We start from the raw sequence: 12,716 nt of genomic DNA, 5'->3' as shown, positions 1-12,716 counted from the left end.
CCCTCGGCCCTGAGGCCTAGAAGGGGGGCTCGTCCGAGTAGCCGCCGCCGGAACCGCCGGAACCGCCGGAACCGCCGGAGCTTCCGCCCCAGCCGCCACCGCCACCGCCGCCGCCGCCCTGGTTGCCACCGGCGGGAGCGCTGGTGGCCCAGGGGTCGTCGCCAGGAGCGGCGCCGCCCTGCGGAGCGCCGCCGGAGCTTCCGCCCCAGCTGCCGCCCTGCTGGCCGCCACCGCCGCCGTAACCGCCCTGGCCGCCCTGGCCGCCTCGGCCCGTGGTCTTGGTGACCTTGGCCGTGGCGTTCTTCAGGCTGGCGCCGACTTCCTCTACGTCCAGTTCGTAGACCGTGCGCTTGACGCCCTGGTTGTCCTCGTAGGACCGCTGCTTCAGGCGGCCCTGCACGATGACGCGCATGCCGCGCTGGAGCGACTCGGCGACGTTCTCCGCCGCCTGACGCCAGACCGAGCAGGTCAGGAACAGGCTTTCGCCGTCCTTCCACTCATTGGTCTGCCGGTCGAAGGTGCGGGGAGTGGACGCGACACGGAACTTCGCGACCGCCGCACCGGAAGGGGTGAAGCGCAGCTCGGGGTCGTCGACAAGATTGCCGACGACCGTGATGACGGTCTCGCCTGCCATGGGGGAACCTCTCGGCGGGTTTGCTGCTGGCTGCTGGTGCTGCTACTCGATGCCCGAGATCAGCTGAGCTGGAGAGCTCAGTGGGTCTCGGGACGGAGGACCTTGGTCCGGAGGACCGACTCGTTCAGGTTCATCTGGCGGTCGAGCTCCTTGACGACCGCAGGCTCGGCCTGCAGGTCGATGACCGAGTAGATGCCCTCGGGCTTCTTCTTGATCTCGTACGAGAGACGACGACGGCCCCAGGTGTCGACCTTCTCGACCTTTCCGCTGCCCTCACGGACGACGGAGAGGAAGTTCTCGATCAGGGGGGCGACAGCGCGCTCTTCCAGATCGGGGTCGAGGATGACCATCACTTCGTAGTGACGCATGTGGAACCCACCTCCTTTGGACTCAACGGCCACGGTCGTTCCGTGGCAGGAGGGTTGTGATGCGTACGCAACGGTATCGGCCGCCACTGACAATCGGGCCGCCGATCGGTGAACCGAGCGGCAATCCCTGTCGTGACCTGGCCATGAGCCTGGGCAGACACCGGTGCAGAGGGTACAGACTACCTGCACACCGGCTTCCGGTTGAAATCCGACCGGGTTGGCCGTCAATCTGTACACATCGGGTGTGTATGGCGCTACGATGCGCCGCCTTCCGCAGGAGGTGCCTTATGGCACAGGTATTGCGACCCAGCACCACCGGCTCACTCTTCGCCACGGACGGCAAGCCTCATCCGCTCCAGGACACCTTGCTCGTGGTGACTCTGGTGTGCGGAATCCTGGCCTTCGTCACGGCGATGTTCCACAGCCTGCATCTGCTCAGCTCCTGGGCCGGCCTCGTCGGGATCATCGCCGGTGCCTATGGCCAGTTCATCTCCGAGACGACCCGAGAGCGCTTCGGACTGATCGTGGGACTCGGTCTCTCGGGCGTCGGCTTCTACCTCGGGCTGGCCCACGGCGGCCTCTTCGGTGGTGTGATCTGAGTCGAACGTCCGTTTTCCCCTGACCTCGGGACGCTTCACGCCGCGTCGCCGGGGTCCAGGTTCCATACGGCCAGTCGGGGCGCTCGCAGGGCGCAGTAGGCTTCGGCGCGAGAGCCGGAGCCCCTGTACCCATGGGGACACACCAGCCCGAGGAGCGCCCCGAATGAGCCTGACCCTGAGGACCATCAGCCGAGAGCAGCATCTGGCATACATCCAGAGCCTGCCCGCGGCTAGTCACATGCAGGTCCCCGCCTGGGCAGACGTAAAGGCCGAGTGGCGCTCCGAGAACCTTGGATGGTTCGACGACAAGACCGGCCAGATGGTCGGCGCGGGCCTGGTGCTGTACCGCCAGTTGCCCAAGATCAAGCGCTACCTCGCCTATCTGCCCGAGGGTCCGGTCATCAACTGGTTCGCGCCGAACCTCGACGACTGGCTGCAGCCGATGCTCGCGCACCTCAAGCACCAGGGCGCTTTCTCGGTGAAGATGGGTCCGCCGGTGATCATCCGGCGCTGGGAAGCCACGTCCATCAAGGGCGGCATCCAGAACCCGGACGTGAAGCGCCTGCGCGACATCGAGGCCGACTTCATCGAACCGCGCGCCTTCGAGGTCGCCGACAAGCTGCGCCGCATGGGCTGGCAACAGGGCGAGGACGGCGGTGCCGGCTTCGGCGACGTCCAGCCCCGCTACGTCTTCCAGGTGCCGCTGGCCAATCGTTCCCTCGAAGAAGTCCACAGGAATTTCAACCAGCTGTGGCGCCGCAACATCAAGAAGGCCGAGAAGGCGGGCGTCGAGGTCGTCCAGGGCGGCTACCAGGACTTGGAGGAGTGGCAGCGGCTGTACGAGATCACGGCTGTGCGCGACCACTTCCGGCCCCGCCCGCTGTCGTACTTCCAGCGCATGTGGACGGCCCTCAACACCGAGGACCCCAACCGCATGCGGCTCTACTTCGCGCGTCACGACGGCGTGAACCTGTCGGCCGCGACCATGCTCGTCGTCGGCGGGCACGTCTGGTACTCCTACGGCGCCTCGGACAACATCGGACGCGAGGTCCGGCCCTCGAACGCGATGCAGTGGCGCATGCTGCGCGACTCGTACGCCCTGGGAGCCACGGTCTACGACCTGCGCGGCATCTCCGACTCGCTGGACGAGACCGATCACCTCTTCGGCCTGATCCAGTTCAAGGTGGGCACGGGCGGAGAGGCCGCCGAGTACCTCGGCGAGTGGGACTTCCCGCTCAACAAGCTGCTCCACAAGGCGCTCGACATCTACATGTCCCGCCGCTGAGCCGCCCCGAATCGCATGGCGGGCCGCTGAACCAGCCCGGCATCGCCCCATCGGTCCCGCGAATCAGCGACAATTCCTTTTCATACCTCTGATACACCGCAGCCACGAGAAAGGTTCCGGGACCGGCCATGGCGCTCACGCTCTACGTCGACACCGCGCGCTGGCGGGCACACCACAAGCAGGTGTCCGAGCAGTTTCCGGGGCTCGTCCCCGTCTGCAAGGGCAACGGCTACGGCTTCGGCCACGAACGGCTCGCGGACGAGGCCACTCGCCTGGGCTCGGACATCCTCGCCGTCGGCACCACGTACGAGGCCGCCCGGATCAAGGATTGGTTCGGCGGCGATCTGCTGGTCCTGACGCCGTTCAGGCGCGGCGAGGAGCCCGTACCGCTGCCCGACCGCGTCATCCGCTCCGTGTCGTCCATCGACGGCGTGTACGGCCTTGTGGGCGCCCGTGTCGTCATCGAGGTGATGTCCTCGATGAAGCGGCACGGCGTGAGCGAGCAGGACCTGCCGCATCTGCACTCCGCCATCGAGAACGTCCGGCTCGAGGGCTTCGCGATCCACCTGCCGCTGGACCGCACCGACGGCTCGGACGCCGTCGAGGAGGTCATCGGCTGGATGGACCGCCTCCGTGCGGCCCGCCTGCCCCTGCACACGATGTTCGTCAGCCACCTCAAGGCCGAGGAACTCGCGCGACTTCAGCAGCAGTTCCCGCAGACCCACTTCCGCGCCCGTATCGGCACGCGGCTGTGGCTGGGGGACCACGAGGCCACCGAGTACCGCGGGGCCGTCCTGGACGTCACCCGCGTCTACAAGGGCGACCGCTTCGGCTACCGGCAGCAGAAGGCGGCCTCGGACGGCTGGCTCGTCGTCGTGGCGGGCGGTACGTCGCACGGGGTGGGCCTGGAGGCCCCCAAGGCGCTGCACGGCGTCATGCCGCGCGCCAAGGGCGTCGCACGCGCCGGCCTCGCGACGGTCAACCGGAACCTTTCTCCGTTCGTCTGGGCGGGCAAGCAGCGCTGGTTCGCCGAGCCCCCGCACATGCAGGTCTCGATCCTCTTCGTGCCCTCCGACGCCTCGGAGCCGAAGGTCGGCGACGAACTGGTGGCCCATCTGCGGCACACCACCACGCAGTACGACCGCGTCGTCGAACGCTGACCCCCGGGTCCGACGCACTCCGGTCCAGCAGAAAGGCCGTACACGGTGTCCGTGTACGGCCTTTTGCGTGCCTTCTTCGAGCCCTGTTCGCTCAGAGCGAACGGTCTTCGGGTGCCGTGTCCCCGCCCCACTCGACCTGGGGCAGCCCGTCGAAGTGCGCGGCGTGCCGCGCCGGATGCGCGGCCGCGCCGAGAACGAAGACGTCCTCGGCGCCGTCCAGCAGCCCGCCCGACGGGTCGTCGTCCCCGGCTCGGCGCACCACGTCGCGATCCGGCATGAAGATGTCCCGCACGACCACCGCGCACAGGTACAGCGTCCCCAACAAGTGGACGGCGATGGCGACTTGATACCCGTCGGTCGGCAGGCCCTTGTGAGCGGCCCCGCTGGTCGTGTACGCGAGGTACATCCAGATACCCAGGAAGTACGTGACCTCGCACGCCTGCCAGATCAGGAAGTCCCGCCAGCGCGGCCGGGCCAGCACCGCGAGCGGGACGAGCCACAGCACGTACTGCGGCGAGTAGACCTTGTTCGTGAGGATGAAGGCCGCGACGATCAGGAAGGCGAGCTGAGCGAAGCGGGGGCGACGGGGGGCGGTGAGCGTGACGGCGCTCAGGCCCGCACAGATGATCAGCATCATGATCAGCGCCCAGGCGTTGGCCGTGTCGGGCGTGATCGCGATGTTCAGCCACTGCGAGATGAACAGGAAGACCGAACCGAAGTCGACGCCGCGGTCATGGCTGAAGCTGTAGAACTTCGCCCAGCCCTCGGGTGCGAGGTACATGACCGGAAGGTTCACGGCCAGCCAGGCACCGACGGCGCCGAGCAGCGCCGTGCCGAACTCGCGCCACTTGCCGGCCCGCCAGCACAGCAGGAAGAGCGGCCCGAGTACCAGGAACGGGTAGAACTTGGCGGCCGTGGCGAGCCCGATCAGGACACCGAAGGCCAGGACGCGGCCTCGCGACCACATGAGCATCGCGGCGGCCAGCAGGGCCACGGCAAGGAGATCCCAGTTGATCGTGGCGGTGAGCGCGAAGGCGGGCGCCAGGGCGACCAGGAGACCGTCCCAGGGGCGACGACGGTGGGTGCGTGCGGTGCATACGGCGATGATCGCCGCGCACACCATCAGCATCCCCGCATTGACCATCCAGTAGACCTGCTCCTGGTGCTGGATGCTCCCGCTGCCCGGAGTGAGCCAGGCCGCGACCTCCATGAACACACCGGTCAGCACCGGGTATTCGAGGTAGTCCATGTCGCCGGGGATCTTGTCGAAGTACGGCACAAGGCCGTCGGCGAAGCCCCGCCCCTGGTAGAGGTGCGGGATGTCCGAGTAGCACGCGTGCGTGTACTGCGAGCTGGCTCCGAAGAACCAGCCGCCGTCGTAGCAAGGCAGCTTCTGGACCATACCGAGGACGAACATTCCGATGGCCACCAGCGCGACGACCCGCACGGGCGTCCACCAGGACGTCCCGAGCAGGGCCCGCCGCCCGATAGGGCCGCCGATCAGCTCACTGCCGCCGGCGGCGACCTCGTCATCCTTGGTCGGCCGCACCAGCTCCGGCTCGTGCACGCTCGCTCGCGTCGTCTCTGCACTGGGCATGCCGCACATCCTGCCGTACGTGTCTAGGAATAGGCCGAGGGCCGCCCCACCTTGTCGGTGCGGCGGCCCTCGTTTCACGTGAAACGGTGTGTTTCACGTGAAACACACACGGAGACAGCTATCCGTTCGACCCTCCGAAGAGGCCTCCGCTGCTGTTGCCTCTACTGGTCGAGCTGCTGGTGGATTCCGACGGTGAGGCGCTCACCCCGCCGTCGGTGCCACCTGTACTGGTACCGCCCGTAGCGGTCCCACCGGTGTTGTTGCAGGTCCAGTCGAACTTCTTGCAGGTCTCGCTCGCCGAGGGCGAGGGAGACGTCAGGGTCTCACTGGGGGTCGGAGTCGGCGACGGGCTCGGCGACTCGCTCACCGTGGCCGACGGGCTCGGCGACGGGCTCGGAGTGTCGTTGAGGACCACGCCGATGTCCTCGGGCACCGGGAAGGACTCCGCCTTCTCCCCCTTGAGCGCGACCTCCATGTAGTCCCGCCAGATCTGGGACGGGAACGATGCACCGTGGATGGTCTTCTCGCCGCCCGTGCCGTACATCTGCAGGAACTCGCGATTCTTCTTGGTCTCGTCATCGTCCAGGCGGTACATACCGATCGCCGTGGACAGCTGCGGGGTGTACCCGACGAACCAAGCGGACTTGTTGCCGTCGGTGGTACCGGTCTTGCCGGCCACCTCACGGCCCTTCAGCTGAGCGTTGGTACCGGTGCCCTTCTCGACCACGGTCTTCAGGACGTCGGTGACGTTGTCGGCCACCGCCGGGGTGAAGGCCTCCACGGTCTTGGCGACACGGTCGTGCTGGAAGACGTTGCCCTCCGCGTTGGTCACCCGATCGACCGAGTACGGATCCCGCTGCTTGCCGCTGGCCGCGAAGGTGGCATACGCCCCGGCCATACGGATCGCACTCGGGGAGGAGGTACCGAGAGAGAACGACGGGAACCTGGCACTGGCGAGGCTCGACTCCTTGATGCCCGCGCTCAGGACGGCGTCCTTCACCTTGTCCAGGCCGACGTCCATGCCCAGCTGGACATAAGCGGAGTTGACGGACTCGCGCATAGCCTCACGCAGGTCGATCTTGTAGGAGGGCGGGTTGAGGGACTGATGGCCGTCGTTCTGCTGCAGCCACTCCTTGCCCTTGTCGTCCGTCCAGTCGGTTCCGTTGTAGTCCTTGATCTTGAGCCCGTTCTTGCCGCTGTACAGGCTCTTCGGCGAGACGATGGTGCGTTCGTCCTGCGCCTGGGACGGGCCACCCTTGGGATCCCTGGCACCCCAGGACATGGCGGCCGCCAGCACGAAGGGCTTGAACGTCGAACCCACCTGGGCACCGGTCTGGTCGGCGTTGTCGGTGAAGTGCTTGGTCGCGTCCACACCGCCGTAGATGGCCTCGATCGCACCGCTGTTCGGGTTGACGGACGCCCCGCCGAACTGGACGTACTTGTCATTCTTCGGACGCAGCTTGGGCTTGATGTTGGCCTTCTGCACCTTCTTCACCGCGGCCTCGAGCGCGTTGACCTTCGTCCTGTCGAAGGTCGTGTGGATCTGATACCCACCCTGCCGAAGCTTGGTCTCGGTGATCTTGGTCTTGTCGCTGTTCTTGATGAGGTACGTGTTGGCCAGGTCGACCAGATAGCCGACCTGCCCACTCAGCGCGGCGTTGGACCGCGGGGACTGGATCTTGGGGAACGTCTTGAACTCGCCCCGTCGCGCCTCGCTCAGACGGCCGTCCTTGACCTCTTGGTCGAGAATCCACCCCCAGCGGGCCACGGCGCGCTTGCGGTTGAGCTCAGGCGTGGCGTTTACCGGGTCGATCGACTGGGAGCCCGCGGGGTCGTAGTACGTGGCGCCCTTGAGCACCGCCGCCAGGAAGGCGCACTGGCTCGGGTCCAGCTTCGTGGCGTCCTTGTTGAAGTAGGCATGTGCCGCGGCCTGGATGCCGTAGGCGTTGCGCCCGTAGTACGCGGAGTTCAGGTAGCCGGCCATGATCTGGTCCTTGGGCAGTTTCGCCCCGACCTTGATGGAGACGAACAGCTCCCTGAGCTTTCGGGAGACCGTCTGCGACTGGTCCTGAAGCATCGCGTTCTTCACGTACTGCTGGGTGATGGTGGAGCCACCCTGCGTCTGGCCGCCCTTGGCCATGTTCACGAAGGCGCGGGCGATACCCATCGGGTCGACGCCGCTGTCGGTCTCGAACGTCTTGTTCTCGGCCGACATGACCGCCCACCGCATCTCCTTGGGGATCTGCGCGTAGCCGATGATCTGGCGGTTGGCCTCCCCACCCGTGGCGACCATCTCGCTGCCGTCGGCCCAGAAGTAGACGTTGTTCTGCGCCTTGGCGGTCTTGCCGATGTCCGGGATACCCACCAGGGCATATGCGACGCCCGCGGCCGCGACCATGCTGCCGCAGAAGCCGATGGACAGGCCCGTCACGAGCTTCCAGGACGGCACCCAACGCGCGGCGCCGTACTTACCGGCGCGCGGGTAGTCGATGATTCGTTTTCTGGCAGGCTCGGGAGCGCGGCCTCGGCCGCGGCCCGGGCCACCCGGGCCCGGGGGACCACCTCGTCGGCCGCCCCCTCCTCCGGGGCCGCCGTGACCCGCGCCGTCGGCGGCTCTGCGCCGGCCTCCGCCGCTTCCTCGCTGTGTGGCCCGGCGCGCCTCGGCACGGCTGCCGAACGGGCTCTCTTCACCCCCCGAGTCATAGGAATCGGAAGGAGAGCCGGTGGCGTCTCGCGGTGCCTCGCGGCGGCCTGCGGACGGGCCGGTCTGTGGCTGGCCGCGCCGGGCCGCGGCACGTCCGCCGCCCTGCGGCTGCGTCGGTTTGCGACGGTGCTCGCTCATCGAACGATTACTCCTCGGGCAGGCGCACCTTTGCGCGCCTGGAAACGGCGGCTGGTTTCCGGTCCCCCCGAAGTACGGATGCGGTCGATCGTGCATTCACCCGTACTGCACCAAAGACGTTGACGTTCTCAGACGTCACTCGGTTCCCGGTGGTGTCCATGCCGCACAGACTACGCACCGTCAAAACCCACCTAGCGCCGAAGTTCACCCCAAATCAGGCAACTTGCTTCGTATGAATCAGTAATGTGACGCCGTTCACTCCGCTCCCTCTTGTCGCATCCTCAGGGGCGTTCTATCGTGCTGATGTATCGACTCGATACATCAGCACGGCATAAAGACCGTGCCGACGAGGCAGCGACAGGGAGGAGGCGACGATGAGCCGGCGTTCCGGGATCCTCGAGTTCGCCGTACTCGGCCTGCTCCGCGAGTCCCCGATGCACGGCTATGAGCTGCGCAAACGACTCAATACGTCACTGGGTGTGTTCCGTGCCTTCAGCTACGGAACGCTCTACCCCTGCCTCAAGGCGCTGGTCGCCAACGGCTGGTTGATCGAGGAATCAGGATCCACGCCCGAAGACGCCCTGACGGCAACACTCGCAGGACGTCGCGCCAAGATCGTCTACCGATTGACGGCGGAAGGTAAGGATCACTTCGAGGAACTTCTCGCGCAGACGGGGCCCGACGCGTACGAGGACGAGCACTTCGCCGCTCGCTTCGCCTTCTTCGGGCAGACGTCACGCGACGTACGCATGCGCGTACTGGAGGGCCGTCGCAGCCGTCTGGAGGAGCGCCTCGAGAAGATGCGCGCCTCGCTGGTGCGCACCCGGGAGCGCCTCGACGACTACACGCTTGAGCTCCAGCGCCACGGAATGGAGTCCGTGGAGCGCGAAGTGCGCTGGCTGAACGAGCTCATCGAGAGCGAGCGGGCCGGACGGGACGTCAAGCGTCTCGCCACCGACGGCTCCGCTCAACAGGACAACACATCTGGAGAGACGGGCGGCCTGCCCCGGCACCGGGACAGCACCCGGCCGGATCCGTCCGACGACACCGCCACGTGAGGCCCATTCGGGGTTTCACCGATATACACAGGGAGCAACCGGAATGGGTTCGGTTCGCGTAGCCATCGTCGGCGTAGGCAACTGCGCCGCCTCGCTGGTTCAGGGCGTCGAGTACTACAAGGACGCCGACCCGGCGGCCAAGGTACCCGGCCTGATGCACGTCCAGTTCGGCGACTACCACGTCCGTGACATCGAGTTCGTCGCCGCGTTCGACGTCGACGCGAAGAAGGTCGGCCTCGACCTCTCCGACGCCATCGGTGCCAGCGAGAACAACACCATCAAGATCTGCGACGTCCCGAGCAAGGGCGTCACGGTCCAGCGCGGTCACACCCTGGACGGTCTCGGTAAGTACTACCGCATGACCATCGAGGAGTCCGCCGAGACCCCGGTCGACGTGGTCCAGGTTCTGAAGGACAAGCAGGTCGACGTCCTCATCTGCTACCTGCCCGTCGGTTCCGAGGCCGCGGCGAAGTTCTACGCCCAGTGCGCCATCGACGCCAAGGTCGCCTTCGTCAACGCCCTCCCGGTCTTCATCGCCGGCACCAAGGAGTGGGCGGACAAGTTCACCGAGGCCGGCGTCCCGATCGTCGGCGACGACATCAAGTCGCAGGTCGGCGCGACCATCACGCACCGCGTGATGGCGAAGCTGTTCGAGGACCGCGGTGTCCGTCTTGAGCGCACCATGCAGCTCAACGTCGGCGGCAACATGGACTTCAAGAACATGCTGGAGCGCGACCGCCTCGAGTCCAAGAAGATCTCGAAGACGCAGGCCGTCACCTCGCAGATCCCCGACCGCGACATGGGCGAGAAGAACGTCCACATCGGTCCTTCGGACTACGTGGCCTGGCTCGACGACCGCAAGTGGGCGTACGTCCGCCTCGAGGGCCGCGCCTTCGGCGACGTCCCGCTGAACCTGGAGTACAAGCTCGAGGTCTGGGACTCCCCGAACTCGGCCGGTGTCATCATCGACGCCCTGCGCGCCGCGAAGATCGCCAAGGACCGCGGTATCGGCGGCCCGATCCTCTCCGCGTCGAGCTACTTCATGAAGTCCCCGCCGGTCCAGTACTTCGACGACGAGGCCTTCGCCAACGTCGAGAAGTTCATCAAGGGCGAGGTCGAGCGCTAAAGCACAGTTTCGTGCTTGCTGTTGAGGGTCCCCGGGCTTACTGCCCGGGGACCCTCCTCGTATGTGAGGCTGTGCCCCATGGCCGTCGCACGTGACCTGCGCGTTCTCCTGCGCTTCCAGGGATTCAGACGCCTGCTCGGTGTACGGCTGCTGTCCCAGGGCGCCGACGGCGTCTATCAGGTCGCGCTGGCCACCTACGTGGTCTTCTCACCGGAGAAACAGACCTCGGCGGCCTCGATCGCCTCCGCGATGGCGGTGCTGCTCCTCCCGTACTCCCTCATCGGTCCTTTCGCGGGGGTCCTGCTGGACCGCTGGCGGCGTCGGCAGGTTTTTCTGTACGGCAACCTGCTGCGCACGGCGCTGGCGTGCGTGACGGCCGTCCTGATGCTGAGCCAGGTACCCGACTGGCTCTTCTACGCCTCCGCCCTCTCTGTCACCGCGGTCAACCGCTTCGTCCTGGCCGGGCTGTCGGCCGCGCTGCCCCGTGTCGTCGACCCGGACCGTCTGGTGCTGGCCAACTCGCTTTCACCGACCGCCGGAACGCTCGCGGCGACCATGGGCGGAGCTCTCGCGTTCGCCGTACGGCTGGTCTTCGCGGACTCCGACACGGCGGTGGTCCTCGTAGGAGCGGCGCTGTATCTGTGCGCGGCCCTCGCCTCGCTGCGCATCGCCCCGGAGCTCCTCGGACCCGACCAGGAACTGGGCCACCCCAGCTTGGCCACGGTCCTCGCCGGCACCGCACGAGGCCTTGCCGCGGGTGTACGGCACCTTGCGGAGCGCCCGCGGCGGGAGGCGGCCTGGGCTCTGCTGACGATGACGCTGATGCGCTTCTGCTACGGCGCCCTGACAGTCATGGTGCTGATGCTCTGCCGCTATGCGTGGTCGTCCGGCTCGGAGGACGGGCTCGCGCTCCTGGGACTGGCCGTGGGTGTCTCAGGGGCCGGCTTCTTCGTCGCGGCCGTGGTGACACCCTGGGCGGCCGGACAACTGGGCCCGGGCCGTTGGATCGCCGTCTGTGCCGGCGCCGCCGCGGTCCTGGTACCCGCCCTCTGTCTCCCGTTCACCCCCGCACCCACGCTGGTCGCCGCGTTCATGCTGGGCGTGACCACGCAGGGCGCGAAGATCGCCACGGACACGGTCGTGCAGTCCTCGGTCGACGACGGCTTCCGCGGCCGGATCTTCTCCCTCTACGACGTCCTGTTCAACGTCGCCTTCGTCGGAGCGGCAGCAATGGCCGCTCTCATGCTGCCTCCTGACGGACGATCGGTTTCCCTCGTCGTGACCGTGGCCGCGGTCTACGCATCCATTGCGGTCGCTATGACCCGCTTTGAACTTCAGTAAGTGTCACATCAGTGCCACAGAGCCACTTCTGGCCACTTCGTTGTCATAGGGCCCGATAGCTTACGTGCGTCTTATTTCACGTCACGCGCTTACGTTCCAGGGGGACCTCAGTGACAACTCCGCCGCCCCAGGGCCAGAACCCGTTCGCTCAGGGCCACCAGCCCTACGGCCAGCCGCCCCAGGGCCAGGCCCCGTACGGCCAGCAGCCTCCCCAGGGATACCCGCAGCAGCCGGGTCAGCCCGGGTTCCCGCAGCAGCCGACCGCCGGGTACGCCCCGGTCCCGCCGCAGCGCCCGAAGCGCGGCATCAAGCAGTACCTGCGCATCGGCATCGTGGTCTGTGCCGTCATAGCCGCCGGCGTGGGCTACCTTGCGAGCCGACACGACCCGGCCTCCGCCAAGGTCGGCGACTGCATGAGCATCGGCAACCCGGACAGCGCCACGAACCCGGACCTGAAGGTCGTGGACTGCGGCAGCTCCAAGGCAAAGTTCAAGGTTGCTCAGAAGAAGAGCGACAAGTCTGGCTGCGACCGCACCAAGTACGCCGAGTACACGCAGACGGGTAGCAGCGACTTCACCCTCTGCCTGTCGGAGTACTCCGCCAAGTAGGGACTCGACTGAGACGCGGAGGGGCGGTGTTTCACGTGAAACACCGCCCCTCCGCGGCTCCCCGGGGGGAGGTTGAAAGTTTAAAAAAAACCCGGCGG

11 protein-coding genes are annotated in these 12,716 nt (G+C 66.9%); 7 read left to right on the top strand and 4 right to left on the bottom strand.

All coding sequences use genetic code 11. The features are described 5' to 3' along the window. Positions 1-16 precede the first annotated feature (16 nt). Both ACFYR3_RS05075 and rpsF read right to left on the bottom strand, forming a co-directional pair. Positions 17-634 carry a single-stranded DNA-binding protein gene (locus ACFYR3_RS05075; RefSeq protein WP_389281526.1) on the bottom strand — a complete coding sequence of 206 codons (618 nt, stop codon included), beginning with the start codon at positions 632-634 and terminating at the stop codon, positions 17-19. 77 nt (positions 635-711) lie between these two features. Further along, positions 712-1,002: a 30S ribosomal protein S6 gene (rpsF, locus tag ACFYR3_RS05070; protein WP_261703747.1), complete on the bottom strand. Its 291-nt coding sequence runs from the start codon at positions 1,000-1,002 to the stop codon at positions 712-714. Between the two features lie 287 nt (positions 1,003-1,289). On the opposite strand from rpsF, the gene ACFYR3_RS05065 reads away from it, so the two are divergent. The 3 genes from ACFYR3_RS05065 to ACFYR3_RS05055 all read left to right on the top strand — a co-directional run bounded on the left by ACFYR3_RS05065 (position 1,290) and on the right by ACFYR3_RS05055 (position 4,046). Beyond that, on the top strand, positions 1,290-1,601 hold the full coding sequence (locus ACFYR3_RS05065; RefSeq protein WP_389281524.1) for a hypothetical protein: 312 nt from the start codon (positions 1,290-1,292) through the stop codon (positions 1,599-1,601). A gap of 163 nt (positions 1,602-1,764) precedes the next feature. Then, a complete protein-coding gene (gene femX / locus ACFYR3_RS05060) occupies positions 1,765-2,886 on the top strand; it encodes a peptidoglycan bridge formation glycyltransferase FemX (RefSeq protein ID WP_389281522.1) in 1,122 nt (373 codons plus the stop codon). A 128-nt stretch (positions 2,887-3,014) separates the two neighbouring features. Then, entirely contained in the window at positions 3,015-4,046 is a 1,032-nt protein-coding gene (locus ACFYR3_RS05055) for an alanine racemase (RefSeq protein WP_389281520.1), read from the top strand. A gap of 91 nt (positions 4,047-4,137) precedes the next feature. Here ACFYR3_RS05055 and ACFYR3_RS05050 read toward each other — a convergent pair whose 3' ends face one another. Next, the gene (locus ACFYR3_RS05050) at positions 4,138-5,643 is read right to left on the bottom strand and encodes a glycosyltransferase 87 family protein (protein ID WP_355848131.1); all 1,506 of its coding nucleotides are present in this window, start codon (positions 5,641-5,643) and stop codon (positions 4,138-4,140) included. Between the two features lie 118 nt (positions 5,644-5,761). Next, positions 5,762-8,485, bottom strand: coding sequence for a transglycosylase domain-containing protein (locus ACFYR3_RS05045; RefSeq protein ID WP_389281518.1), 2,724 nt, complete (start codon positions 8,483-8,485; stop codon positions 5,762-5,764). A gap of 374 nt (positions 8,486-8,859) precedes the next feature. On the opposite strand from ACFYR3_RS05045, the gene ACFYR3_RS05040 reads away from it, so the two are divergent. From ACFYR3_RS05040 to ACFYR3_RS05025, 4 genes are all read left to right on the top strand, one after another. After that, a complete protein-coding gene (locus ACFYR3_RS05040; RefSeq protein ID WP_389281516.1) occupies positions 8,860-9,543 on the top strand; it encodes a PadR family transcriptional regulator in 684 nt (227 codons plus the stop codon). A gap of 43 nt (positions 9,544-9,586) precedes the next feature. Then, positions 9,587-10,669 carry an inositol-3-phosphate synthase gene (locus ACFYR3_RS05035; protein WP_355848122.1) on the top strand — a complete coding sequence of 361 codons (1,083 nt, stop codon included), beginning with the start codon at positions 9,587-9,589 and terminating at the stop codon, positions 10,667-10,669. Between the two features lie 78 nt (positions 10,670-10,747). Then, entirely contained in the window at positions 10,748-12,010 is a 1,263-nt protein-coding gene (locus ACFYR3_RS05030) for an MFS transporter (protein WP_389281514.1), read from the top strand. Between the two features lie 110 nt (positions 12,011-12,120). Further along, the gene (locus ACFYR3_RS05025; protein WP_356782837.1) at positions 12,121-12,618 is read left to right on the top strand and encodes a hypothetical protein; all 498 of its coding nucleotides are present in this window, start codon (positions 12,121-12,123) and stop codon (positions 12,616-12,618) included. Positions 12,619-12,716: the final 98 nt, after the last annotated feature.

This window comes from Streptomyces sp. NPDC005784, assembly GCF_042871525.1.
Classification (GTDB): domain Bacteria; phylum Actinomycetota; class Actinomycetes; order Streptomycetales; family Streptomycetaceae; genus Streptomyces.
This window is presented reverse-complemented; position numbering and strand designations above follow the sequence as displayed.